Source organism: Rhizobium sp. NZLR8 (genome assembly GCF_019685025.1).
Classification (GTDB): domain Bacteria; phylum Pseudomonadota; class Alphaproteobacteria; order Rhizobiales; family Rhizobiaceae; genus Rhizobium.
Map to the genome: position 1 here is coordinate 24268 of NZ_JABDVY010000019.1, position 25534 is coordinate 49801.

General features: G+C 61.4%; 26 protein-coding genes. 15 read left to right on the forward strand and 11 right to left on the reverse strand.

Annotation, left to right across the window (positions count from 1 at the left end):
* Positions 1–8: 8 nt before the first annotated feature.
* From HJB89_RS29130 to HJB89_RS29145, 4 genes are all read right to left on the reverse strand, one after another.
* Entirely contained in the window at positions 9–1085 is a 1077-nt protein-coding gene (locus HJB89_RS29130) for a D-alanine--D-alanine ligase family protein (protein ID WP_221117163.1), read from the reverse strand.
* 33 nt (positions 1086–1118) lie between these two features.
* Complete coding sequence (locus HJB89_RS29135; RefSeq protein ID WP_207580781.1) at positions 1119–1733, reverse strand: C39 family peptidase; 615 nt, start codon at positions 1731–1733, stop codon at positions 1119–1121.
* Between the two features lie 198 nt (positions 1734–1931).
* A complete protein-coding gene (locus HJB89_RS29140) occupies positions 1932–2975 on the reverse strand; it encodes a LacI family transcriptional regulator (protein ID WP_207580780.1) in 1044 nt (347 codons plus the stop codon).
* Between the two features lie 182 nt (positions 2976–3157).
* Positions 3158–3430, reverse strand: coding sequence for a hypothetical protein (locus HJB89_RS29145; RefSeq protein ID WP_221150865.1), 273 nt, complete (start codon positions 3428–3430; stop codon positions 3158–3160).
* On the opposite strand from HJB89_RS29145, the gene HJB89_RS29150 reads away from it, so the two are divergent.
* From HJB89_RS29150 to HJB89_RS29165, 4 genes are all read left to right on the forward strand, one after another.
* On the forward strand, positions 3429–4664 hold the full coding sequence (locus HJB89_RS29150; protein ID WP_207580779.1) for an ABC transporter substrate-binding protein: 1236 nt from the start codon (positions 3429–3431) through the stop codon (positions 4662–4664). The genes HJB89_RS29145 and HJB89_RS29150 overlap by 2 nt on opposite strands.
* A gap of 177 nt (positions 4665–4841) precedes the next feature.
* Positions 4842–5747: a carbohydrate ABC transporter permease gene (locus HJB89_RS29155; protein ID WP_007629571.1), complete on the forward strand. Its 906-nt coding sequence runs from the start codon at positions 4842–4844 to the stop codon at positions 5745–5747.
* On the forward strand, positions 5740–6684 hold the full coding sequence (locus HJB89_RS29160; RefSeq protein WP_207580778.1) for a carbohydrate ABC transporter permease: 945 nt from the start codon (positions 5740–5742) through the stop codon (positions 6682–6684). Before HJB89_RS29155 ends, HJB89_RS29160 begins: the two co-directional genes overlap by 8 nt.
* Before the next feature lie 4 nt (positions 6685–6688).
* The gene (locus HJB89_RS29165; protein WP_207580777.1) at positions 6689–7795 is read left to right on the forward strand and encodes an ABC transporter ATP-binding protein; all 1107 of its coding nucleotides are present in this window, start codon (positions 6689–6691) and stop codon (positions 7793–7795) included.
* An 83-nt stretch (positions 7796–7878) separates the two neighbouring features.
* On the opposite strand, the gene HJB89_RS29170 is transcribed toward HJB89_RS29165, so the two are convergent.
* Positions 7879–8031: a hypothetical protein gene (locus tag HJB89_RS29170; protein ID WP_207580776.1), complete on the reverse strand. Its 153-nt coding sequence runs from the start codon at positions 8029–8031 to the stop codon at positions 7879–7881.
* A 69-nt stretch (positions 8032–8100) separates the two neighbouring features.
* Here HJB89_RS29170 and HJB89_RS29175 point away from each other — a divergent pair, with 69 nt between their 5' ends.
* The 8 genes from HJB89_RS29175 to HJB89_RS29210 all read left to right on the forward strand — a co-directional run bounded on the left by HJB89_RS29175 (position 8101) and on the right by HJB89_RS29210 (position 18641).
* Entirely contained in the window at positions 8101–10560 is a 2460-nt protein-coding gene (locus HJB89_RS29175; RefSeq protein ID WP_221150866.1) for a glycoside hydrolase family 2 protein, read from the forward strand.
* A gap of 38 nt (positions 10561–10598) precedes the next feature.
* A complete protein-coding gene (locus HJB89_RS29180; RefSeq protein ID WP_207580774.1) occupies positions 10599–11360 on the forward strand; it encodes a sugar phosphate isomerase/epimerase in 762 nt (253 codons plus the stop codon).
* A gap of 8 nt (positions 11361–11368) precedes the next feature.
* On the forward strand, positions 11369–12502 hold the full coding sequence (locus tag HJB89_RS29185; protein ID WP_207580773.1) for a Gfo/Idh/MocA family protein: 1134 nt from the start codon (positions 11369–11371) through the stop codon (positions 12500–12502).
* 202 nt (positions 12503–12704) lie between these two features.
* Positions 12705–13736 (forward strand): L-glyceraldehyde 3-phosphate reductase, encoded by a 1032-nt coding sequence (gene mgrA, locus HJB89_RS29190; RefSeq protein WP_207580772.1) that lies wholly within the window; start codon positions 12705–12707, stop codon positions 13734–13736.
* Between the two features lie 255 nt (positions 13737–13991).
* A complete protein-coding gene (locus HJB89_RS29195; RefSeq protein WP_207580771.1) occupies positions 13992–15605 on the forward strand; it encodes a glycoside hydrolase family 43 protein in 1614 nt (537 codons plus the stop codon).
* 503 nt (positions 15606–16108) lie between these two features.
* Positions 16109–17035, forward strand: coding sequence for an ABC transporter ATP-binding protein (locus HJB89_RS29200; protein WP_207580770.1), 927 nt, complete (start codon positions 16109–16111; stop codon positions 17033–17035).
* Complete coding sequence (locus HJB89_RS29205) at positions 17032–17793, forward strand: ABC transporter permease (protein ID WP_207580769.1); 762 nt, start codon at positions 17032–17034, stop codon at positions 17791–17793. The genes HJB89_RS29200 and HJB89_RS29205 overlap by 4 nt, the downstream gene beginning before the upstream one ends.
* 110 nt (positions 17794–17903) lie before the next feature.
* Complete coding sequence (locus HJB89_RS29210; protein WP_207580768.1) at positions 17904–18641, forward strand: SDR family oxidoreductase; 738 nt, start codon at positions 17904–17906, stop codon at positions 18639–18641.
* Here HJB89_RS29210 and HJB89_RS29215 read toward each other — a convergent pair.
* From HJB89_RS29215 to HJB89_RS29235, 5 genes are all read right to left on the reverse strand, one after another.
* On the reverse strand, positions 18604–19527 hold the full coding sequence (locus HJB89_RS29215) for a LysR family transcriptional regulator (RefSeq protein WP_221150867.1): 924 nt from the start codon (positions 19525–19527) through the stop codon (positions 18604–18606). The genes HJB89_RS29210 and HJB89_RS29215 overlap by 38 nt on opposite strands.
* A 1-nt stretch (position 19528) precedes the next feature.
* Positions 19529–19708: a hypothetical protein gene (locus HJB89_RS29220; RefSeq protein ID WP_221150868.1), complete on the reverse strand. Its 180-nt coding sequence runs from the start codon at positions 19706–19708 to the stop codon at positions 19529–19531.
* A gap of 66 nt (positions 19709–19774) precedes the next feature.
* The gene (locus tag HJB89_RS29225) at positions 19775–20476 is read right to left on the reverse strand and encodes a TIGR02281 family clan AA aspartic protease (RefSeq protein WP_221150869.1); all 702 of its coding nucleotides are present in this window, start codon (positions 20474–20476) and stop codon (positions 19775–19777) included.
* A complete protein-coding gene (locus HJB89_RS29230) occupies positions 20473–20691 on the reverse strand; it encodes a DUF1289 domain-containing protein (protein ID WP_221150870.1) in 219 nt (72 codons plus the stop codon). Before HJB89_RS29230 ends, HJB89_RS29225 begins: the two co-directional genes overlap by 4 nt.
* Positions 20692–20709: 18 nt before the next feature.
* Positions 20710–21492, reverse strand: a complete 783-nt coding sequence (locus HJB89_RS29235; protein ID WP_221150871.1) for an adenosylcobinamide-GDP ribazoletransferase — start codon at positions 21490–21492, stop codon at positions 20710–20712.
* Between the two features lie 156 nt (positions 21493–21648).
* On the opposite strand from HJB89_RS29235, the gene cobT reads away from it, so the two are divergent.
* A complete protein-coding gene (gene cobT / locus HJB89_RS29240) occupies positions 21649–22665 on the forward strand; it encodes a nicotinate-nucleotide--dimethylbenzimidazole phosphoribosyltransferase (RefSeq protein ID WP_164011876.1) in 1017 nt (338 codons plus the stop codon).
* 225 nt (positions 22666–22890) lie between these two features.
* Positions 22891–23280, forward strand: coding sequence for a diacylglycerol kinase (locus HJB89_RS29245; RefSeq protein ID WP_221117156.1), 390 nt, complete (start codon positions 22891–22893; stop codon positions 23278–23280).
* Between the two features lie 50 nt (positions 23281–23330).
* On the opposite strand, the gene HJB89_RS29250 is transcribed toward HJB89_RS29245, so the two are convergent.
* A complete protein-coding gene (locus HJB89_RS29250; protein WP_221150872.1) occupies positions 23331–24866 on the reverse strand; it encodes a HAMP domain-containing sensor histidine kinase in 1536 nt (511 codons plus the stop codon).
* A 106-nt stretch (positions 24867–24972) separates the two neighbouring features.
* On the opposite strand from HJB89_RS29250, the gene HJB89_RS29255 reads away from it, so the two are divergent.
* Positions 24973–25530: a thermonuclease family protein gene (locus tag HJB89_RS29255; RefSeq protein WP_207580759.1), complete on the forward strand. Its 558-nt coding sequence runs from the start codon at positions 24973–24975 to the stop codon at positions 25528–25530.
* Positions 25531–25534: the final 4 nt, after the last annotated feature.

Sequence of the window (25534 nt, forward strand, 5' to 3'; positions counted from 1 at the left end):
GCGCTGTGTCAGGCAGCCCGACCGGCGCGCGCCAGGCCGTGATCGATGAGCCTCTCGATGATCTCGGCGTAGCCGACGCCGCTTGCCGCCATCGCCTTGGAATACATGCTGATATTGGTAAAGCCGGGGATGGTGTTGATCTCATTGACGAGGAACTGCATGTCGTCCGTCAGGAAAAAGTCGACGCGGGCCATGCCGTCGCAGCCGACCGCCCGGAAGGCCCTTGCGGCCATGTCGCGCATGGCAGCCTCGACATCCTCAGGCAGTTCGGCCGGGACTTTCAGCGCCGCGCCCTTCTCGTCGATATATTTGGCTTCGTAGCTGTAGAAGCCGTGGCTTTCGGCCGGCACGATCTCGCCCGGCCGGGAGACGAAGAGTTCGCCTGCCGCATCCTCCAGCACGCTGAATTCGATCTCGCGGCCGGCAACGAACTCCTCGGCGAGCAGTATCCGATCGTGGCGGAAGGCCTCGGCAAGAGCGCCCGCGAATTCCTGGCTGGCATGAACCTTGGCGACGCCGACCGACGATCCCTGCCGCGCCGGCTTGATGAACAGCGGCAGGCCCAATTCGCCTTCGAGCGCGGCAAGCGATGGAGCCGCGTCCTCCCGGATCGCCACCGCGCGCGCCACCGGCAGACCCGCCGCCTTCAGCAGACGCTTGGCGATGTCCTTGTCTAGCGCTGCGGCCGAGCCGAGGATGCCGCAGCCGGCGAGTGGAACGCGCGCCACCTCCGCCAGACCCTGCACCGATCCGTCTTCGCCATGCAGGCCGTGCAGCACGGGAAACAGGATGTCGATCCCCGGCAATTCATGCGGCGCCCCATGGGCCGGGATTGCCAGCATCCGGCCCTTTCCGCCCGGAACGAGGCAGATTTCGACGCCTGATGACGGTGTCGCTAGTATGCCGCCCTCGAAATTGCTCATCAGCCATTGTCCCTCCCGGGTGATGAAAACGGGGATGGCGTCATATTTTTCGGGCTTGAGCGCGCCCATGACGTTGGTTGCCGAAAGGATGGAAACCTCATGCTCGGCCGAGCGGCCGCCGAAGAGCACGGCGATGCGCAGCCTGTTTGGGGAAGGGGTCATGCAAGCCTCCGAAGCGATCTGGTGTTGAAAAGGTCAGGCGTCGACAGATATGCCGCGATTGGCGAAGAAGCAGTCGAAGAGGGCGAGCGGCAGCGTCACATCGGCCTGGCTCGCCTCGTCATGGCCGGACGGGTTGTGGAAGCGGATCGTCTCGTCGCTTGCTGACGTCACCAGCACCAGATGGCCGCCCTTCGATGGTGGCTGACGCTCCGGCCAGCGGATGCCCGAATGCACCGAGGCGATGAAGAAGCGCCGTTTCGATAGAAGCTCCGGAATGGCCGGTGTCTCGACGCCTGTCATCGTCTCCGCACTCAGCGCGAATCGGTCAGCGGCGAAGCGGACGAAGGGTGCGTAGATCAGCCCCTTGATCGAGGCATCGATCTCGTTGACGACATAACCGCCATAGGCCGTGCAGGCGCGGGCAAGCTCGAGGGTCGGATGGATCTCGCCGCGGGCGGCAAGCATCATCTTCAGGCAGGCCATGCCGCAGACATTGACCGCCCAGCGCGCATATTCCTCGATCGTGCCGGCGCCCGAACGGCGCCAGAGCGGATCACGCAACAGGGCCTGCGATCCCTCAGCAAGCACCGGCAGCGTCATGCCAGGTGTTTCCCATTGGCTGAAATAGGGCACGCCGCTCGGCTGCATTCTGTCGATCTCCCTGACACGCTGGTGAGATGGCGGGCAATCTTGGCTTTTTTCGAGGCGATGCCGCGCTTGCGATCAGCGCGGTGAAGTCCGTGGGAGAGCTGAGATCATTGCGCGGCTGGAACCGATTTGGACCGCCGAAGATGAGTTTTCCGGCGTCAGCCGGGAAGTCCGACGGGTCGCGCTTCTCAATCCGTGCTATTTCCCGCTTTCCGGCCAGATCGGCTGGCTGATGCTCTGCAGCAGTTCCGGTTCGACGCCGTCGATGCGGGCGATGACGGCTTTGGCCATTTCGCGGCCAGCCTGGCGCACGTCTTCCTGTACAGTGATGATCTCGGGGCGGATCCAGTTCAGGATCGGCACCGATTGCTTCGACACCATGTCGAGATCGCGGCCGAGCGCCTTGCCGGCAGCCTCGATGCCGGCATTGACGGCAATCGCCGCGCTGCCGGCCGAACAGACGATGCCGTCAGGGGCGTTTTCCGAGCGCATCATCACTTCGACGACGTCGCGGATATCGGCAAGCGGCGCATCGCTGTTGATACGCAGCGGCACTTCCTCGGCGCCGTAATCGTGCAGGCCGGTCTGGAAGCCGATGCGGATGTGGGCGTAATAGGTGAGCTTGCTTGGCGGCTGCAACAGGGCGATGCGGCGTCGGCCGCGCTTGACGAGCCGTTCCACCGCCTGGTGGGCGAAGGCTTCGTTGTTGAAATCGTGGAAGGGGTGGGTGAGACCCGCATCGGTGCGCCCATGCGTGGCGAAGGGCATGCCGCGCTCGGTCAGCAGACGCACGCGCGGATCGTCCGGCTCGATGCGCGAGATGATGACGCCGTCGGCCGAACCGGTATCGAGGATGTAGCGCACCGGCAGCATCGGATCCTTGCTGTGGGAATGCGGCGTGACAACAATATGATAGGGTGTGCCGGACAGGACCTCGGAAATGCCGAAGACCATCTGGCTCGAAAAGCCCATGATCTCTTCATCAATGCTGAGGACGAGGGCGATGACGTTGGTCTTGCCAGTGCGCAGGCGCACACCGGCCCTGTTCGGCTGGTAGCCGAGTTGGCGGGCGACCATGCGCACCCGCTCCTTGGTCTCCGCTCCGATGTCAGGCGCATCCTTCAGGGCGCGCGATACCGTCGTCACGCCGAGACCGGTCATGAAGGCGATCGTCTTCAACGTCGGGCGCTCGCGCGCCGTCGGCGTCGATACCGCTTGCCCGAAATTTCCCTTGTTTTCCATCCCTGTAGGCCTGCCTCGCGCGAATTGGTGTCGCTTATAGAGGCTTTTTCAAGCGCCGTAAGCCCGCCGCCTGCCAAAATCGCGCCTCCCTAAGGAATGCAATCTGTAACGATACAGTAGAAATGTCGAGGGCTTTTTCTTGTGTGCGTTGCAGCATTGTACGCATAGGTTGAATCCGTCGCTCAAGCTTTGTTTTTTTGCGCTTGCGAAAGGAATAAGGCGAAAGAAAAACCGATTGGCAAAATTTTCTCTGTGTTTTCATTGTGATAATCTGACTGCTCGATTCCGAGAGCGCATGACAAGATGCCGGCTTTAAGCGAATGACCGTCCGACCAGAAACAGGCACAAGTAGCAATTCCGCCTGTCGTGGAAAAATTTGCAGGCGGACGGTTGCGTGCTGAAATCGATTGATCTAAGTTTTTCCGGCAACGTTTCAGTGAGGGAGGAAAACTCATGAAAATCCGTATTATGGCAGCAATGCTTGCCGCTTCGGTCGCGCTTCCGTTCGGAGCCGCCAACGCCACCGATCTCGAAGTCACGCATTGGTGGACATCAGGTGGCGAATCGGCCGCCGTCGCCGAGCTGGCTAAGGCATTCGACGCCACCGGCAACCACTGGGTCGACGGCGCAATCGCCGGTTCCGGCGGCACTGCCCGTCCGATCATGATCAGCCGCATCACCGGCGGCGACCCGATGGGCGCCACGCAGTTCAACCATGGCCGCCAGGCTGAGGAACTCGTCCAGGCCGGCCTGATGCGCGACCTGACCGACGTGGCGACCGCAGAGCACTGGAAGGACATCATCCGTCCGGCGAGCCTGCTCGATTCCTGCACCATCGACGGCAAGATCTATTGCGCGCCCGTCAACATCCACTCCTGGCAGTGGCTGTGGCTTTCGAATGCCGCCTTCAAGAAGGCCGGCGTCGAGGTTCCGAAGAACTGGGACGAGTTCGTCGCTTCCGCTCCGGCTCTCGAAAAGGCCGGCATCATTCCGCTCGCCGTCGGCGGTCAGCCGTGGCAGGCGACAGGCGCGTTCGACGTGCTGATGGTTGCGGTTGCCGGCAAGGATACCTTCAACAAGGTCTTCAAGGACAAGGACGCGAAGGTTGCTGCCGGTCCTGAAATCGCCAAGGTCTTCAAGGCGGCCGACGATGCGCGGCGCATGGCCAAAGGCAGCAACGTCCAGGACTGGAACCAGGCCACCAACCTCGTCATCACAGGCAAGGCCGGCGGTCAGATCATGGGCGACTGGGCGCAGGGTGAATTCGCGCTCGCCGGTCAGAAGGCCGGTACCGATTATACCTGCCTGCCGGGCCTCGGCGTCAACGAGATCATCTCGACCGGCGGCGACGCCTTCTATTTCCCGCTGCTGAAGGACGCCGAAAAGTCCAAGGCGCAGGCCGTGCTTGCCAAGACCTTGCTCGATCCCAAGACCCAGGTTGCCTTCAACCTGAAGAAGGGTTCGCTGCCGGTTCGCGGCGACGTCGATCTCGCCGCCGCCAACGATTGCATGAAGAAGGGTCTCGAAATCCTGGCCAAGGGCAACGTGATCGAGGGCACCGACCAGTTGCTTTCGGCAGACAGCCAGAAGCAGAAGGAAGACCTCTTCTCCGAATTCTTCGCCAATCCGTCGATGACGCCTGAGGACGCTCAGAAGCGTTTTGCTGGGATCATCGCTTCGGCTGATTGATCGCTAGATTCGCCGCCTTTGCGATCCGGCTTCTCAAGAGCCGGATCGTGTCCCCGGACTGATGTTCGGCTGGCGGCGTCTTTCCGGCATCCCCGGCAAATCCCGGGGGCAGGGATGGGCAGACGGGCCAGGCTTGTTCTGTCACCGGTCGCAGTTGCGATTTGAGGAGAAGTGTTCATGACAGGTCAAGCGCAAGCAGGCCGGCCAATCAAGTTACTGCGCAATCTGAATGCCAAGATTGCGTCCATTCCGATGATCCTGACAGCGCTGGTGATTTTTGTCGGCGGCACGCTCTGGACCGTCTTTTATTCCTTCACGAATTCGAAGCTCCTTCCGCGATTGAGCTTCGTTGGGATTGATCAGTATGAGCGGCTTTGGGCCGCACCGCGCTGGGTAACGGCGATCGAGAATCTGGCTCTCTACGGCGTTCTTTCGCTGATCTTCAGCCTGGTCATCGGTTTCCTGCTTGCTGCGCTGATGGATCAGAAGATCCGTTTCGAAAATACGTTCCGCACCATCTTCCTCTACCCCTTCGCGCTGTCCTTCATCGTGACGGGCCTCGTCTGGCAGTGGATTCTGAACCCCGATTTCGGCATTCAGTCGGTTGTGCGTTCGCTCGGCTGGACGAGCTTCACCTTCAATCCGCTCTATACGCCCGAAATTGTCATCTACGGCATCCTGATCGCGGCGCTATGGCAGGGAACGGGTCTGGTCATGTGCCTGATGCTTGCCGGCTTGCGCGGCATCGACGAGGACATCTGGAAAGCGGCGCGCGTCGACGGCATTCCGATGTGGAAGACCTATCTCTTCATCGTCATTCCGATGATGCGGCCGGTCTTCATCACGACGATCGTCATCATCGCTTCCGGTATCGTCAAGGTCTACGATCTTGTCGTCGCCCAGACATCTGGCGGTCCCGGCATCTCCTCGGAAGTGCCAGCGAAATATGTCTACGACTACATGTTCCAGGCACAGAACCTGGGGCAGGGCTTCGCCGCCTCGACGATGATGCTGGTGACGGTCGCGATCATTATCGTCCCGTGGGCCTATTTGGAATTCGGAGGAGGGCGCAAGCGTGGCTGATACAGGAACTCTCAATACCGTTGCCGCTGGCATCGACGCCGTTGCACCGAGACTCGGCGAAGGTCCGAGCGGCGCTAAGCCGCGCCGGGCGCTGTCGTCGCGCAACATCATGCTCTACGGCACGCTGACTGTTGCGGCACTCTATTATCTGCTGCCGCTCTACGTGATGGTCGTGACTTCGCTGAAGGGCATGCCGGAAATCCGCCTCGGCAACATTTTCTCGCCGCCGATGGAGATCACCTTCGAACCTTGGGTGAAGGCCTGGGCGGAGGCCTGCACCGGGCTCAATTGCGATGGACTGTCGCGCGGGTTCTGGAATTCGGTGCGCATCACGGTGCCGTCGGTCATCATCTCGATCGCCATCGCCTCGGTGAACGGCTATGCATTGGCAAACTGGCGCTTCAAGGGGTCCGAGCTGTTCTTCTCGATCCTCATCGTCGGGGCGTTCATTCCCTATCAGGTGATGATCTATCCGATCGTCATCATCCTTCGCGAAATCGGCCTTTACGGCACGCTGAGCGGCCTCGTCATCGTGCATTCGATCTTCGGCATGCCGATCCTGACGCTGCTGTTTCGCAATTATTTCGTGTCCTTGCCGGAAGAGCTGTTCAAGGCGGCACGCGTCGACGGCGCGGGTTTCTGGCAGATCTTCCTGAAGATCATGGTGCCGATGTCGCTGCCGATCTTCGTCGTCGCTATGATCTTGCAGGTGACCGGTATCTGGAACGACTTCCTGTTCGGTGTGGTCTTCACCCGGCCGGATACCTATCCGATGACCGTGCAGCTCAACAACATCGTCAATTCCGTCCAGGGCGTGAAGGAATACAACGTCAACATGGCCGCGACGATCCTGACGGGTCTCGTGCCGTTGATCGTCTATTTCGTGTCGGGACGGCTTTTCGTCCGTGGCATCGCCGCCGGCGCAGTGAAGGGTTGATCCCATGAACATGAATTCAAGTGTCTCCAACTCAAGTGTCTCCATCAGGGATCTGTCGCTGAATTTCGGCTCGGTCAGCGTCCTCAAGGACCTGAACCTCGACATCAACGACGGCGAATTCCTGGTGCTGCTCGGTTCGTCCGGCTGCGGCAAGTCGACCTTGCTGAACTGCATTGCCGGCCTGCTCGACGCCTCGGAAGGGCAGATCTTCATCAAAGGCAAAAACGTCACCTGGGAAGAGCCGAAGGACCGCGGCATCGGCATGGTCTTCCAGTCCTATGCGCTTTATCCGCAGATGACGGTTGAAAAGAACCTCTCCTTCGGCCTTCGCGTCGCCAAGGTGCCGCAGGCCGAGATCGACAAGCGCGTGGCGCGTGCCTCCGAGATCCTGCAGATTCAGCCGCTCTTGAAGCGCAAGCCGGCCGAGCTTTCCGGCGGCCAGCGCCAGCGCGTGGCGATCGGCCGGGCGCTGGTTCGCGATGTCGACGTCTTCCTGTTCGACGAGCCGCTGTCCAACCTCGACGCCAAGCTGCGCTCGGAATTGCGCGTCGAAATCAAGCGCCTGCACCAGTCGCTGAAGAACACGATGATCTACGTGACGCACGACCAGATCGAGGCGCTGACGCTCGCCGACCGTATCGCCATCATGAAGAGCGGTATCATCCAGCAACTCGACGATCCGACGACGATCTACAACAAACCACGCAATCTCTTCGTCGCCGGCTTCATCGGCTCGCCGTCGATGAACTTCCTGCACGGCGAGTTGGTCAGCACAGGCGACGGCATTGCCTTTTCTGCCAACGGCGTCATTTTCTCGCTCGCTGCCTACGACGCCAGCGAGACGCTGCAACCCGGCCGCAAGGTGGTGCTCGGCGTTCGCCCCGAGCACATCAAGGTCAACGAGAATGCCGGCGGCGAAGAACATGACGCCACTGTCGATATCGAGGAGCCGATGGGCGCGGACAACCTTCTGTGGCTGAAACATGCCGGTCACACGATGTCGGTACGGGTCAACGGCGCGCGCCGCTTCAACGTCGGAGCCAAGGTGAAACTGAACTTCGACATGACGGTCGCCTCGGTCTTCGATGCCGAGAACGAGTTGCGACTTTAGAGATTTTTGCGGGCGGGGCCGGATGGTGTCGCCTGCTTGCTGCAAGGCTGTTTGTATGAATTCGACCGATGCTCAACCCTTCCTCAGGCGGGGGCAAGCTTGGCAAGATGCTTGCTCCGCTCTTCGTCATTCTCGGGCTTGACCCGAGGATCCATGCCGCAACTGCCGATGGATGCCGTGTGGATGCTCGGGTCAAGCCCGAGAATGACGGAGCGCGGGGCGGATGGAAGGGTCATGACGAACGACAATTACCGGACGGCGACCATGCGCGGTCCATTTCAAAAACGTAATTCGGAAACGATATCGTGACGCAACAATCGACCACCTCCAACATCGATCTTTCCGGTTCGTGGCAGCTCGCCTCCGTCGACGGCGAAATTCGCACCGCAATCATGCTGCCGGGCGACGTGCACACAGCGCTCCACCGCGCAAGCCTGATCCCCGACCCCTATTTCGGCCGCAACGAGGAAAAGGTGCAGTGGGTTGCCGAGCGCGAATGGGCGGTCGTGCGCAGCTTCACGCTTCCGGAGGTCGACGGCGACTGGTATCTCGATATCGATTATCTCGACACGGTCGCCAGCGTCTACGTCAATGGCTTTCTGGCGCTGGAAGCCGACAACAGCTTCCGCCGCTACCGGCCCGATGTCTCCAGCATGCTGAAATCAGGCGACAACTCGATCCGCATCGTCTTTGCCTCCAACATCGCCATCGGGGCCGAGCGGCAGAAGAAGCAGCCCTTCTACATTCCCTACAGTACCGGCAATTCACCGATTCCAGACGGCAATATGCTGCGCAAGCCGCAATGCCATTTCGGCTGGGACTGGAATATCGCCATCGCGCCGTTCGGCCTCTACGGCATGATCGCGCTGAAAAAACTCGAGACCGCGCGCATCGAGCATGTGGTCACCCGCCAAACCCATAATTTCGATGGTTCAGTCGATTTGACGGTGACGGCGACGCTGTTTTCCAAGGGGCCAAGCGTTGCCCAGGTCTATTTCGATCTCGACGGCGAGCGGGTGCGGCTCGATGTCGGGGTCCATGGCGAGACCCATGTCAACCATCTCTTTCATATCGACAATCCGCGCCTATGGTGGCCATCGGGCAGCGGCGACCAGGCGCTCTACAGGCTGTCCGTCGAATTGCCGACCGATGAGGTGACGAAGCAGATCGGTCTTCGCACCATCGAGCTGATCACCACGCCGGATGCATCAGGCAGCCGCTTCGCCTTCAAGGTCAACGGCCGCGAAATCTTCTGCCGCGGCGCCAACTGGATTCCGGCAGACGCGCTGTTTTCGCTCTCTTCGCCTGGAAAGACCGAGGACCTGCTGCAATCGGCCAAGGCCGCCAACATGAACATGATCCGCGTCTGGGGTGGTGGCTTCTACGAGCAGGATCATTTCTACGATCTCTGCGACCGGCTGGGCCTGATGGTCTGGCAGGACTTCATGTTCGCCTGCAACCTTTACCCTTCGACCGAAGACTTCCTCGACAATGTGACGATCGAGGTCGGTTACCAGGTGCGGCGGCTCTCCTCGCATCCTTCGATCGTGCTTTGGTGCGGCGACAACGAGCTGGTCGGGGCACTCACCTGGTTCGAAGAGTCCCGCAAGGACCGCGACCGCTATCTCGTCTCCTACGACCGGCTCAACCGCACGATCGAGCAGGCGGTGAAAAAGGCGCTGCCCGGGGCGCTCTGGTGGCCGTCGAGCCCGGCTTCGGGTTATCTCGATTTCGGCGATGCTTGGCATGCGGACGGCTCCGGCGACATGCATTACTGGTCGGTCTGGCACGAGAACAAGTCGTTCGACAATTATCGTTCGGTGCGCCCGCGCTTCTGCTCGGAATTCGGCTTCCAGTCCTATACCTCACTGCCCGTCATCAAGACCTATGCCGAGGAGAAGGACATGAACGTCGCTTCCCCGGTCATGGAGCTGCATCAGAAGAATGCCGGCGGCAACGAGCGTATCGCCGGCACGATGTTCCGCTATTTCCGCTTCCCCAAGGATTTTCCGAACTTCGTCTATCTCTCGCAGATCCAGCAGGGGCTGGCGATCAAGACGGCGGTGGAATACTGGCGGTCGCTCAAACCCCATTGCATGGGCACGATCTACTGGCAGCTGAACGACACCTGGCCGGTCGCCTCGTGGTCGAGCCTCGACTATGGCGGCCGCTGGAAGGCGATGCACTATCTCGTCAAGCGCTTCTTCCAGCCGGTCGCGGTCGCTGCCATCCCTTCCGACGACGGCAAGACGATCCGCCTCTCGCTGGTCAACGACACGCTTGCCGATGTCAATGTCGATCTTTCGATCTCGATCCTGACGATGAAGGGCGAGCGCCTGAACGTAAGGGATGTGCAGGCCGTGTGCTCGCCGGATGCGGCGGTGACGGCGGCGAGCATCGACGTCTCGGATATTCCCGCGGGCACGCTGCTTGCCTGGCATTTCACCGCATCGAACGGCATGGGCGGCGAGGGGCACTATATCCACGGCACCTATAAGGCGTTGGAATTGGAGCCTTCGGGCCTGACCGTTACCCACGAATATGTCGAGGAGAGCGGCGCGATCGATATCAATGTCACCGCGGGGGGGCTTGCGCTCTTCGTGATGATCGAGACCGAGACGGACGGCAAATATTCCGACAACGCCTTCGATCTTGCGGCCGGCGAAAGCCGCCGCATCACCTTTACTCCGGCCCGGCCGCTCGATTGCGGCGCGCTTCCGGAGTTCCGGTTCTATGACCTGCATTCCTGCCAGTCGGCGGATTGATCTTTGCAAGAATGGGCACGAGGCCCAAGGAGAACATGATGACGAAACTCAGCTACCAGCTTTATAGCGCCCGCAACTTCCAGCCCTATTCGGCGATTTTCGAAAAGCTTGGCAAGGCAGGTTATGCCGAGGTCGAGGGCTTCGGCGGCATCTATGCCGATCTCGACGATGCCGGCCTGAACAGCCTTCGCGCCGATCTCGACAAGAACGGCCTGCTCATGGCGACCGGTCATTTCAGCCCTGATTTCCTGGAGAAGGACGTGCAGAAGTCGCTGAACATTGCCAAGATTCTCGGCATGGATTCGATCTATGCGCCGCATCTGGCCGCCGACCAGCGCCCCTCCGACGCCGCCGGCTGGGTCGCCTTCGGCAAGCGCCTGCATGAGATGAGCAAGCCCTATAAGGATGCCGGCTACGAATTCGGCTGGCACAATCATGACTTCGAATTCTTCAAGCTGCAGGACGGCTCGCGGCCGATCGAGCGCATCTTCGAAGGCGCGCCTGACATTTCCTGGGAAGCCGACATCGCTTGGGTCATCCGCGGCGGCGGCGATCCCTTCGCCTGGGTCGAAAAGCTCGGACCGCGCATCACCGCCGTGCACGTCAAGGACATCGCGCCGGCCGGCGAAGCGACGGATGAGGACGGCTGGGCCGATGTCGGCCACGGCAAGGTCGAGTGGGCGAAGCTGATGGCGGCGCTACGCGCCACCAAGGCCAAACACTTCGTCGTCGAACATGACAACCCTAAAGATATCGACCGCAATATCAGCCGCTCGATTGCATCCTTCCAGACTTATTGAGGCACATCATGACCAGGGAACTTGGCGTCGGCATCATCGGATGCGGCAACATCTCCACCACCTACTTTTCGCTGGCACCGCTCTTCAGAGGGCTGAAGGTGCTGGCCTGCGCCGATATCAACGTCCAGGCGGCCGAGGCGCGCGCCAAGGAATATGGCGTCAAAGCGCAGACGATCGACGCGCTTCTCGCCAATGACGAGATCGACGTCGTCGTCAACCTGACGATCCCGGATGCGCATTTCCGCGTGTCGAAGGCGATCCTCGAGGCCGGAAAACACGTCTATTCCGAAAAGCCGCTGGTGCTTTCGCTCGAAGAGGGCGAGGAGCTTCGCCGCATCGCCAAGGCAAAGAACCTTGCCGTCGGCTGCGCGCCGGACACTTTCCTCGGCGGCGCCCATCAGCTCGCCCGCAAGTTCATCGACGACGGCGGCATCGGCCGGGTGACGTCGGGCGCCTGCTACGTGATGAGCCCCGGCATGGAAATGTGGCATCCGAACCCGGATTTCTTCTTCCTGCCGGGGGGCGGCCCGATCCTCGATCTCGGCCCTTATTACATCGCCAACCTGATCAACCTGATCGGCCCGGTCAAACGTGTCGGCGGCATGACCTCGATGGCGTCGCCGACCCGGACGATCACCAGCCAGCCGCGCAACGGCGAGCTTATCCCGGTCAAGACGCCGACGACGATCCAGGCGCTGCTCGAATTCGTCAACGGCGCCACCGTGACGCTGACGGCGAGCTGGGACGTCTGGTCGCATCGTCATGCCAACATGGAGCTCTACGGCACCGACGGCTCGCTCTACGTGCCGGATCCGAACTTCTTCGGTGGTGTTGTCGAGGCAAGCGGCCGCGACAAGGAGATCAAGCCGCTCGACGCCTGGGAGCATCCGTTCGGCAAGATCAACCAGGAAAGCCCGAACGGATCGCGCGCCAATTACCGCACCGCCGGTCTTGCCGACATGGCGATGGCGCTGATCGAGGGCCGCGACGCGCGCTGCTCACTCGACCGCACCCTGCACGGCGTCGACGTCATGACCTCGATCCTGAAATCGGGCGAGGAAGGCCGTTTCATCGACCTGAGCACGACCTGCACCCAGCCGGCCGCGCTTGGCATCGAAGAGGCGCAGGCGCTGTTGAAGTGATAGGGTGATGCCCGGGGGTCTGCCCGGCACCCGTCCAACTCGTCATCCTCGGCCTTGTGCCGAGGATCTGCAAACAGCGCGGCAGATGTTCGGCACGAGGCCGAGCGTGACGAAAGTACAGGGTGTTCGCCAAAATCGCTTGTGGTGTATGAAGCAGGCACTCGCGGACCATCAAGACCGATATTTTAGCAAGGAGAGTCTCATGAGCTGGCAACCAGCCGCAGACCGTTATTCGAAAATGAAATACAACCGCACGGGCCGCTCCGGCCTGAAGCTGCCGGCCGTCTCGCTCGGCCTCTGGCACAATTTCGGCGGCGACACGTCGCATGACCGCAAGATCGACATGTGCCGCACCGCCTTCGATCTCGGCATTACCCATTTCGACCTCGCCAACAATTACGGTCCGCCTCCCGGCAGCGCCGAGACCGCCTTCGGCGAGATCCTGCGCACCGAATTTTCCGGGCTTCGCGACGAGCTGATCATCTCGTCCAAGGCCGGTTACGACATGTGGCCGGGACCCTATGGCGAGTGGGGCAGCCGAAAATACCTGATCGCCTCCTGCGACCAGAGCCTGAAGCGCATGGGCCTCGACTATGTCGATATTTTCTATTCACACCGTTTCGACCCGGACACGCCGCTCGAAGAAACCTGCGGCGCGCTCGACTATATCGTCCGTTCCGGCCGGGCGCTCTATGTCGGCATCTCCTCCTATAATTCGCAGCGGACGCGCGAAGCCGCCGCGATCCTCAAGGATCTCGGCACGCCGTGTCTGATCCATCAGCCGAGCTATTCGATGCTCAACCGCTGGGTCGAGAACGACCGGCTGCTCGATACGCTCGATGAGGTCGGCATGGGCTCGATCGTGTTCTCGCCGCTTGCCCAGGGCATGCTGACGACGAAATATCTCGGCGGCATTCCCGAAGATAGCCGTGCGGCGCAGAACCATTTTCTCAAGAGGGACTACATCCGTCCTTCGATCATCGACAATATCCGCAAGCTCAACGAGATCGCCGAAAGACGCGGCCAGACCCTGGCGCAGATGGCGATCGCCTGGGTGCTGCGCGGCGGACGCGTGACCTCAGCGCTGATCGGCGCCAGCCGCTCGTCGCAGATCGTCGATTGCGTCAAGGCGCTGGATAATCTTGAATTCGCGGCCGAGGAGCTTGCCGAGATCGACGTCTATGCCCGTGAGGCGGATATCAATCTTTGGGCGAAGTCGGCGGAACGGGAATAGGAAGGTCGAGCCGGAGTTTGCAGGACACTTCCGCCAACTCCCTCATTCCTGTGACCTCAGGGCTTTGCCCGAGGGATGTCACAGAAATCCAGCCGCCGCGCGTCGGCGCGGCGAAGAGAGTTCTTTCAGCCCAAGGACTTGGGCTGGCTGGATCTCTGTAACGAGCACAGAGATGAGGGTGGAGGACGAATTGGTGACATATCCCGGCCCACTTCTGACGTACGTACCACAACAATAACCTCGGAGGAGCCGCCCATGATCCGCAATCCCATCCTGCCGGGGTTCAACCCCGATCCGTCGATCTGCCGCGTCGGCGCGGATTACTACATCGCCACCTCGACATTCGAATGGTATCCCGGCGTGCAGATCCACCATTCGCGCGACCTGGTGAACTGGACGCTGGTGCGCCGGCCGCTGGAGCGCCGATCACAGCTCGACATGCGCGGCAATCCCGACAGCTGCGGCATCTGGGCGCCGTGTCTTTCCTATGCCGACGGGCAGTTCTGGCTGGTCTATACCGATGTCAAGCGTTTCGACGGCAGTTTCAAGGATGCGCCGAACTACATCGTGACGGCGCCCTCGATCGAGGCCGAATGGTCGGATCCCGTCTATGTCAACTCCTCCGGCTTCGATCCCTCGCTGTTCCACGACGATGACGGCCGCAAGTGGTTCCTCAACATGCAATGGAACCACCGCACCGAAAGCTATGGCGGCTCGCCAAAATCGCCGGCCTTCGATGGCATCCTGCTGCAGGAATGGGACCCGGCGACGAAGGCGCTGACGGGGCCGATCAAGAATATCTTCGCCGGCAGCCCGCTCGGCCTCGTCGAGGGCCCTCATCTCTTCAAGAAGAACGGCTGGTATTATCTGACCACCGCCGAGGGTGGCACCGGTTACGACCACGCCGTCACCATGGCGCGCTCGCGCAACATCGACGGACCCTATGAGATGCATCCGAACATGCATCTTATCACCTCCAAGGACCATCCGGGCGCGGTGCTGCAGCGGGCAGGGCACGGCCAATATGTCGAAACATCAGACGGTGAGGCCTATCACACCCATCTTTGCGGCCGGCCGCTGCCGCCGAAGCGGCGCTGCACGCTGGGGCGAGAGACATCCTTACAGAAATGCGTCTGGCGCGACGACGACTGGCTCTATCTCGAAAATGGCACCTCAGTGCCCGATGTCGATGTGCCGGGCCTTTTTAATGCCGTGCCTGCGGAAAGGCCGATGCGCAGCGAATACAGCTTCGACGGCGGCGCGCTGCCTGCCGATTTCCAATGGCTGCGCACGCCCGAGCCCGCGCGCATCTTCAACCTGACGGACCGCCCGGGCCATCTCAGGCTGATTGCGCGCGAAAGCATCGGCTCCTGGTTCGAGCAGTCGCTGGTCGCCCGTCGACAGGAACATCACAGCTTCCGCGCCGAAACCGTGGTCGAGTTCTCGCCCGACACCTATCAGCAAGTGGCAGGGCTGACGCACTACTATAACCGCCATAAATTTCACGCCGTCGCGGTAACGCTGCACGAAACACTCGGCCGTTGCGTGACAATCCTCTCCTGCAACGGCGACTATCCGAACGGCCGCTTGAGCTTTCCGGCCGAAAGCGGTGTGGCGATCGCTGCCGAGGGCCGCGTGCAGCTCGCCATGGAAATCCGCGAGAACGACCTGCAATTCTTCTGGCAGACCGAAGGCAAGGGCGCCTGGCAGCCGATCGGTCCGGTCCTCGACGCCGGCATGATTTCCGACGAAGGCGGACGCGGCGAACACGGCTCCTTCACCGGCGCCTTTGCCGGTGTGTTTGCCTTCGATACGTCGGGGCGAGGGAAGGTCGCGGATTTCGACTGGTTCAATTATGACGAGTTGTGAGGGGCACTTCCTGCCACCCGCCCTCGTCCTTCGAGGCTCCGGCCTTTGGCCTACGCCCCGCACGCAAAAAGAAAGCCGGCGCAAGGCCGGCTAAGACGAACGCGGCTGAACAGGGGATGCTGGCCGGTTCCAAGCACTTCGTGACTGAACAATAACTTTCACTACATGCCGAGGCAGCGAAAAAGGGTGCAACGAGAACACCGGAGACGGCTCCGCAAAAGGGTGGGCGGCGGGGCGGATGCCGTGCTGGCCTCGGCTTTCTTATCGGACATCAAGATCACCGGATGATGACATCCGAAACCGGCTGCTGTCTTTCTTTTCGCCGAAGGGATCAGCTCGTTTCAAAGATCCGATGCCGGCTATGTCGGCGGGCCGGCTGCGTTAACGGCCATGGTGTTAGCAGGGCGCGAATGCTGTGTTCACGTCTCCAAGGATGTCAAAGCGTCATGAAGGGCCTATATAGCGGGCCAAAAGTAACATCTGAGAATCCGCAAGAGTATCGCATGGCCCCCATCATATCCGTTCAGAATCTCACCAAGACCTACGCCAATGGGTTCGAGGCCCTGAAAGGCATCAACCTCGACGTCGAGAAGGGCGAGATCCTGGCGCTGCTCGGGCCGAACGGTGCGGGCAAGACGACGTTGATTTCGATCATCTGCGGCATCGCCAATCCGAGCGGCGGCCAGGTGCTGGTCGCCGGCCACGATGTCGTGAAGGATTTCCGCGCCACCCGCGGAATGATCGGGCTGGTGCCGCAGGAGCTGACCACCGATCAGTTCGAGACGGTGTTCAATACAGTCAGTTTCTCGCGCGGGCTGCACGGCAAGAAAGCCAATCCCGCCCATATCGAGAAGGTGCTGCGCGCACTTTCGCTCTGGGACAAGAAGGACAATATGCTGCGCCAGCTGTCGGGCGGCATGAAGCGGCGAGTGTTGATCGCCAAGGCGCTCTCGCATGAGCCGGATATCCTTTTCCTCGACGAGCCGACCGCCGGCGTCGACGTGACGCTGCGCAAGGACATGTGGAATGTCGTTCAGGAGCTTCGGGCCTCGGGCGTCACCATCATCCTGACCACCCATTATATCGAGGAGGCCGAGGAGATCGCCGACCGCGTCGGTGTGATCAATGGCGGCCAATTGCTGCTCGTCGAAGACAAGGTGGCGCTGATGGCCAAGCTCGGCCGCAAGCAGCTGATTCTCGATCTCACCGAGCCGCTCGAGCGGCTTCCGGATTGTTTTGCCGGCAACGGACTGACACTGGAAGTCGGCGGCAGCCGGCTGACTTACGATTTCGACGCCGACAACGAGCAGGAGAGCATCGCGACGCTGCTGACCCGGCTGGGTGAAAACAATATCCATTTCAAGGATCTCTCGACGCGGCAGAGCACGCTGGAAGACATCTTCGTGGCGCTGGTAGGAGCAGACAAATGAACGTCGAGGCGATCAAATCGATCTATTTCTTCGAGATGGCGCGCACGCGCCGCACGCTGCTGCAAAGCGTCATCTCGCCCGTCATTTCGACCTCGCTCTATTTCATCGTCTTTGGCGCCGCGGTCGGCTCGCGCATCCAGGAGGTGGAGGGCGTATCCTACGGCGCCTTCATCACGCCGGGCCTCATCATGCTGACGCTGCTCGGCCAATGCATCAGCAACGGCTCCTTCGGGATCTATTTCCCGAAATTCACCGGCACGATCTATGAGGTGCTGTCGGCGCCGGTGGCGATGACGGAGATTCTGCTCGGTTATGTCGGGGCGGCGGCAACCAAGGGGATGCTCATCGGCTTCATCATCCTCCTGACAGCCAATCTCTTCGTCGATGTCAGGATCGAACATCCCTTCATGATGATCCTGTTCTTCCTGCTGACGGCAATCACCTTCAGCCTGTTCGGCTTCATGATCGGCATCTGGGCCGGCAATTTTGAACAGCTGAACCTCATTCCCATGCTGGTCGTGCCGCCGCTGACCTTCCTTGGCGGCAGCTTCTATTCGGTCAATATGCTGCCGCCGTTCTGGCAGGCGGTCAGCCACCTCAATCCGGTGCTCTATCTCGTCAGCGGCTTCCGCTGGAGTTTTTACGGGATCGCCGATGTCAACCCGGCGATCAGCCTGGCGATGATCACGGTATTCCTGATGATCTGCCTGGGAACACTCGGCTGGATCTTCAAGACCGGCTACCGGCTGCGCAATTGATCGCTTCCTGAATAGCATCATCGGGAAAGCCGATGATGCTATCGGTTTCTTCCGTTTTTCTTCCGCTTCGACCCGAGGCATCTGCTCTCTCATTCAAATGGAGATGCGAGATGACTAAAATCAGGATCGAAGGTGCGAAGGTGTTGATCGTCGGCGGCAGCTCGGGCATGGGATTGGCGCTTGCTAGGCGCCTGCTCGATGAGGGGGCGTCGGTGACGATCGCCGGGCGCAATAAAGAGAGGCTTGCGGCGGCTTGCCGCCAGCTCGGCGACCATCCGAAACTCGGGGCGTGCGCTGTCGATATATCGCGGGAGGAGGAGGTCGCGGCGCTGTTTCGGGATAGCGGACCGGTCGACCATATCGTCAGCACGGCCGCCGATATTGAAGGCGCCTATCAGTTGCTGCCGTCGATCGAGCTTGCCGCAGCGCAACGGGTGGTCGAGAGCAAGTTCTACGGGCCGCTGCTGCTGGCGAAATATGGCGCCGCCCATCTGCCGCCGTCAGGATCGATCACCTTTACGTCAGGTATCGCGGCCTATCGACCGGCGGCGCGCGGATCTGTGGTCGCCGCCGTCAATGCGGCACTCGAAGGTCTGGTCAGGGCGCTCGCCGTCGAACTGGCACCGCTCCGTATCAATGCCGTGTCGCCGGGATGGGTGGATACGCCGATCTGGAGCGTCGTTGCGGGTGACGCCAAGCAGGCAACGCTCGAGGCGATGGCGCAGCGCCTGCCGGCCGGGCGTGTCGGCCAGCCGGAAGATATCGCCGATGCGATCCGCTTCCTGATCGGCAACGGTTTCACCACAGGCACTATTCTGCATGTCGAAGGCGGGCATCGGCTGGTCTGACCGGTGAAAGCTCGTCGCTGGCCGATTGCAGCAGGAGGGTGAGCGCCGGCGGCTGAACCCGCCTGCGCCGCCACATCATCACCAGCGAGGCGGCCAGCGGTTGGCCCGGCCAAGGCAGTTCGACGACATCGTCGCGCGAAGCGGACGCCCCGACCGCGAGACACGGGACTAGGCCGTAGCCGGCGCCTGATGCAACGAGGCGGATGATCGTTGCGACGCTGTCGGCTTCCGCGACAATGGCCGGCGCATTCAAGCCTGCTTCTGCAAAGGCGGTATCGAACAGGTGGCGATAGATGCAGCCGGCTGCGGTCGCGATGAACGGGGCGGTGCGCAGCGCTAAGAGGCTTGCCGGCGGCTGGGCTTGCGAGTTGCGGCCGGCGATCAACACCAGCGGCTCGCTGGAGATGCGGCGCGTCGCGAAGCGCTCGTTCTGCTGGCCGCGATCGAAGGTGAAGGCGACGTCGATCGAGCCGTGCTGCAATTGCGCATGCAATTCGCTACTGCCGCCAACCTTGAGTTTGAGAGCAAGGCCGGGGTTCTGCCTACCGAAGAGAGAGAGCCAGTGCGCCAGCCTTTCAGTGGCGATGGTTTCGAGCGTGCCCAGTATGACAGATTGTTCGGCATTGCCGGCGGCAGAGCGGACGGCGTCCTTCGCCTCGCTATTCAGCGCCAAGATCTCTTCCGCATAGGCCTTCAAGGCTGCTGCTGCCGGCGTGGGGATGACGCCTTGCCGGGATCGGAGAAAGAGCTCGGCGCCCAATTCCTCTTCCAGCGCCTGTATCTGATCGCTGAGGCTCGATTGGGCGAGATTGACCTCGGCGGCGGCGCGGGTGAGGTTTCCGTGGTGGATGACCGCAAGGAACGTCTTCAGTTGTCGTGGAGTCATGTCAGGTTCCGGCATTGCGCAGGCGCAGAATATCAGCAAAGAGGACCGGCCGGCAATGGAGCAGCGTTTGGCTAAGAAGCGCCGCAATTTTAACACGAAAAATGTCCAGCGTTGCTGTCATCGGTCGCGGGGGCAAGGGGATGATAACCAGCAGCGTGTTTGAATTCTTCGCGATTGCCACGCTTCTCTGCTTAAACCCACAAGAAAATCGGTCGCACGAGGCCGCAGCGCCCGTCAAAGCCAGACCTCAGTCGCGCATGCGCAGTTCGTCGGTCTGCATCTGCAGGGAACCCAGCGTTTCCAGAAAGCTCATGCCGAGCAGGCTCTGGTCGAGCCGGCCGTCCTCGGCGACGCTGGCTGCGACACTGTCGCGGACGATCGGGCCGATTGCCACCTGTTCGAGCGTGACGGGTGCTGCGCGGCCACGACCGTTGGCGGTCATGATGGTCATGGAATAGGTGAGGCGGGAGAGATCGATGCCGATCCGCTCGGCATCTTCGCGCGACAGCGCCACCATGCTGGCGCCGGTATCGACGAGCATCTGGATCGTTTGGCCGTTGACAGCGACATCGGCTTCGAAATGGCCGTTCAGCAGCTTGTGCAGAATGATCTCCTGGCCGCCCTCGCTGGTGGTGACGACGACGGCGCGGCCGGGAACGAGGCCGGCGAGCAGCCTGTTGCCGACGCCGAGTGCTTCCTGGCGATAGAGATAGACGGTCGCGAGCGTCAGGATGATGACCAGCCAGATCATCATCTGGCGCACTGTTTCGCCAATGCTGCGCCGGCTGGCCCAAATGCCGGCCGACAACATCAGTGCGATCGGCAGCAGATAGACGACACGGCCGAAATCATCGCTCTGCAGGCCGAGGATCCGGCTGCTGTCATTGTTGACGATCAGCACTGCAAGGCCGAGGCCGATGACGACGAGAAAGACGGTCAAACGGATCATAAAGGCCGCTCCGGCCGGCTGGAAAGGCCTGTCTTCCAGTGGTTCGACACCGCGGCGGCGCTTGCAAGCCTTGCCGGCAGCAGCGCCATGATCCCTCTTCGCTCGGTGTCGGAGTAGCTCACCCAGCTGCCGATTTCCTGAAGAGTCCGGCCACATCCGGCGCAAAATCCGGTGGCAGGCTCCAGGGAGCAGAGGTGAATGCAGGGTGTTTGCATGAGCGATATATCGGAGTTTCAAAGAGCCGTGGCAAGGGCGCAAAGGCTGGCGATCTCGCAAATTTGCTGCGTTGCGCCCAGCGTGTCGCCGGTGTGGCCTGCAAGCCTGCGGCGGATGAATGCGGTGAAGGCAAGCCCCGCGATGCCGGTGGCAAGCAGGCTTGCGACCAGCGGCCGCAAGCCGAAGGCAGGCCAGATCAGAAGTGCTGCAACGAGGCCGGCCGAAGCGAGCGCAAACTGCATCGCCGCCTCGTCCGGCTGGCCGGTCGAGGCGGCGACGCCATCGGCCTTTGCCGGCGGCAGCCGCTGCCAGTGCCAGGCGATGGCCCCGCGGCTGAGCGCCGCGACGGCGGGAATGGCAAGGGCCGATGTGAGCGGCGAGGCGTGGCGGGCGATGGCGGCAAGTGCTGCGGCGCGGATCGCGAAGGAGAGGATCAGCGCTATCGCTCCATAGGTGCCGATCCGGCTGTCCTTCATGATGACGAGGCTGTGCTCGCGGCTCTTGCCGCCGCCAATGCCATCGGCCGTATCGGCCAGCCCGTCCTCGTGCAGCGCGCCGGTGGCGAGAACCTGGATCGAAAGCGCGATCAGGGCCGCCATCAGCGGATCGGCATGCAGCCCCAAAGCCAAGAGGAGGGCAAGCGCGGGGACGAAGCCGATGACGATGCCGGCGAAGGGAAAAGCGCGCACCAGTCTGCCGAGCCTGCCGTCATAGCCTTTGAACAGCGATTGCGGCATGGGAATGCGGCTGAGGAAGGCGACGGCGCGGGCGGTATCGACCGCAAGGTCCTTGATCTTCATTCTGCTTCGTTCTGCCGTAGGTTTCGGCGTATGGTCGCGGGCGCGCTTTTGGAGTTGTTTGCCTCGTCGGCCCGCTTTAAGAGAGTTGCGACCCGCAAAGAAGCTGATTTGCGTGAAAAAAACAAGAATACCCGGATTCATAGGAAAACCGCACAGATGAGCGTTTCAGGCCTGCCGTTCGACGATTTCCGTACCCTGCTTCGTGACCTGCCGGGGCCGGATGCCCGTGCGCTGGTGGCGGCGCGCGAACGTGACGCGCAACTGACCAAGCCGCCGGGCGCGCTCGGACGGCTCGAGGAAATCGCCTTCTGGCTTGCCGCCTGGACGGGCCGAACCCCTGCCGTCAACCGGCCGCTGGTGGCGATCTTTGCTGGTAATCACGGCGTCACCAGGCAGGGAATCACGCCGTTTCCGCCGGCAGTGACGCAGCAGATGGTCGAGAACTTTGCGGCCGGGGGTGCTGCGATCAATCAGATCTGTGTCGCCTATGATCTCGGGTTGAAAGTCTTCGACCTGGCGCTGGATTATCCCACCGGCGACATCACCGAAGAGGCAGCGCTTTCCGAGCGCGATTGCGCCGCGACGATGGCCTTCGGCATGGAGGCGATCGCCGGCGGCACCGACCTGCTGTGCATCGGCGAAATGGGCATCGGCAATACGACGATCGCGGCGGCCATCAACTATGCGCTCTACGGTGGTTCGGCGCGAGACTGGGTTGGGCCCGGCACCGGTTCGGCAGGCGAGATGCTGGAGCGCAAGATCGCGGCGGTGGAAAAGGCAGTGGCGTTGCATGGCGATCACCTCGATGATCCGCTCGAGATCATGCGGCGGCTTGGCGGCCGCGAGATCGCGGCGATGGCCGGGGCCATTCTCGCCGCCCGCATGGAACGCATTCCTGTGCTGATCGACGGTTATGTTGCGACCGCGGCGGCGGCAATCCTGAAAGCTGCCAATCCGTCCGCGCTCGATCATTGCCTGATCGGCCATGTCTCCGGCGAACCCGGACATCTGCGCTCGATCGAGATGCTCGGCAAGACGCCGCTTCTGGCGCTCGGCATGCGGCTCGGCGAAGGCACCGGGGCAGCGCTTGCCGCAGGGATCGTCAAGGCCGCTGCCGCCTGCCATTCCGGCATGGCGACCTTCGCCCAGGCGGGTGTCACGAATAAGCATTAAAGAATGTCGCGCAAAAGTGTGCCGCGGTTTTGCGATAGCGACATGCGTAAAAACAAAGACCTAAAGCGCGAGAAGCGAATCTGAAAGATCGCGACGCGCTTTGGTGCGAGTGGTCGGTCGCCGATCCGCTCTCGGGTTGGCTTGCGCCGATCAAATGGATTGGGTACCTGCGAGTCATCAAGGGAAGGCAAAGTCTTTCCCAGTCTGCAAGAGGAGAGAGGCGTCTTGACGAAGCCTGCGGTGACGAAAGAGACTGGATTTCGACATTTCACCGCCGCCGCCGGCTATTCCTGGGCGGGCTTCCTGCGCGTGATGAAAGAGGCAGCCTTCCGCCAGGAACTCGGTTTTTTCGTCGTTTCGATCGCGACGCTGGCATTGGTGGGGGCAACTGCCGGGGAGATCGTCGTTGCGGTGCTTCTGTTTCTCGGGCTCTTTTCGATGGAGGCGATGAATACCGCCGTCGAGGAGGTGATCGACCGGATTTCGCCGGAGATTTCGATCGTCGGCAAACATGCCAAGGATCTCGGTTCCTTCGCGGTGACCTGCATGATCGCCGCCTGCTGCCTCTATCTCGCCTTCGTCCTCGGCAGGCACCTGTTCTTCAGCCCGGCGTGATCAGGCCGATAATCCTACGGGGCTGAATCAGAACATCGTGCCCAGCTTGATCAGGCAAAACTCTTGCGCTTGCGCGCGACCGCCTGAGCCTCTTCCACAGCCGGCAGGCTCTGAAGCACGCGCCTGGCGGGCAGGATGGCGATCACTTCGGTTCCCTCGCGCAGCTTCGATTTCAGCAGGAACTGTCCGTCATGCTTGGCAAGGATCGCCTGGACGATCGGCAGGCCGAGGCCGGTGCCCTGTTCGGCGCTCTTAATGGCGATCGAGCCCTGACCGAAGGCCGAAAGGACAACGGGGATCTCTTCCTCCGGAATGCCGGGCCCGTTGTCCTTGATCGAGATGTACTGCCCGCCGCCGGCCGTCCAGCCGACCTTGACGTGGATTTCGCCGCCCTGTGGGGTGAACTTGACGGCGTTGGAGAGAAGGTTGAGCACCACCTGGCGCATCGACTTCTCGTCTGCCCAGATGGCTGGCAGCTGCCGTTCGAATTGATCCGAAATGGCGATGTTCTTGGCGCGGGCGCGCAGCTGGACCATGCCGATGCAATCCTCGGTGATATCGAGCAGCGAGATCGCCTCCTCGCTCAGCTCGTACTTGCCGGCTTCGATGCGGGAGAGGTCGAGAATCTCGTTGATGAGATCAAGCAGATGTTGGCCGGACCGGTGGATATCGCCGGCATATTCCTTGTAGGTCGGATTGGCGAGCGGTCCCATGACTTCGGCCGACATCACCTCGGAGAAACCAAGGATGGCATTGAGCGGGGTCCTGAGCTCGTGTGACATGGAGGCAAGGAAGCGGGACTTGGCGAGGTTTGCCTCTTCAGCGCGGCGGCGAGCCTCATCCGACATCGATTTCGCCACTTCAAGCTCGGCAATGAGGTCATCCTTCTCCGACTGGTAGGAGAGGATCCTGAGGCTCGACTTGAAGAGCCGGTCGCTGATATAGTTGAAGAAGACGAGGGTGGTGGTGAAGAGCGCCGTCAGGCTGATTTCAAGGAGGTCGCGCGACAGGCCGCTCTTGGCGGCGAGCGCCAGGACCGCTGGCGCGAAGGAGACGAGCACCGTCGGCGTCAGCATAAAGTTTGACATCGCCGTGACGGAGAGTGCGATCAGCAGCGTCGCGCCCTTATAAAGAATGAAGCTGGACGGCTCGCAGATATCGCAACCCTGCAGCGCGAATATGGCCCAGCAGCAGCCGAGCAGGAATTGGCCGAACAACAGCAGGCGGTGCCATTTGCGGGCGCTCTCCGGGGTGATTTCCTGCCGGCGCGCACGCCGCGCAAGCAGGATATTGCCGGTGTGACAGGTGAGCGTCAGCAGCGCCCAGAAGAGCAATTGCGTATCTTGGGTGAAATAAACGCCAAGTGCGGTGATGATGACGACGAAGAGCGGCATGATCGTCGCGCCCTGCAGCATCGACGCCACATACATCTTGAGCACGTCACGGTCGAAGGAGGAATTGGACGCATGACCGGACTGAAGACGTTCGCGCGTCTGCCGCACGGCCTTGGAAACGGCCTTGTTGCGGTGGCTGCGCGACCTGTCGACGATGATCTTGTCGGTCGATGTGCTTACGCCGGTACTCATGTGCACGTTGAAACTTCATCCCAGGGTGGATAAGAGCTTAACCGACAATTCTTAAGAAGATGTTTGCCATCTTTGCCAAGGATTTGTTTTTTAAGGAGGCAAAAGCGTGACACGGAGCCTGCGCCTGATTCGTGACGGCGTGACCGCTTTTGCCCTGCTGGCGCTCGTGGCGCTGATCGCCGCCAAACTCAACGATGCAGCAAAAATTGAGCATGCGGGCGCTTTCCATGCTGCCGACGGCGACAGTCTGACATTAGGAGACGAACGTTTGCGCTTGGAAGGCATCGATGCACCGGAACTCAACCAGAGCTGTATCCGGGCGGGCGAGTCCTGGGCCTGCGGCCGGGCGGCGCGCGAGGCGCTGCAAGGCCTGGTCCTGGCATCGGGAACGCTTTGCCAGGGCAGCCGGCGCGACCGTTATGACAGGCTGCTTGTCATCTGCCGGAGCGGGGCGGGCGGCGACATCAATGCCGCCATGGTGCGCCGGGGCATGGCCATCTCCTATGGCGGTTATGCCAGGGAAGAGACCGAGGCGAAGGCTGCGAAGGCGGGCCTCTGGGCCGGCACTTTCGAGCGGCCGCGCGATGTGCGTGATCATGCGCGCCAGAGTTCCGGTTTCGATGGCCCGCTGCGCTTTATCAGGCGGATCGTCGGATGGGAGTGAAGCC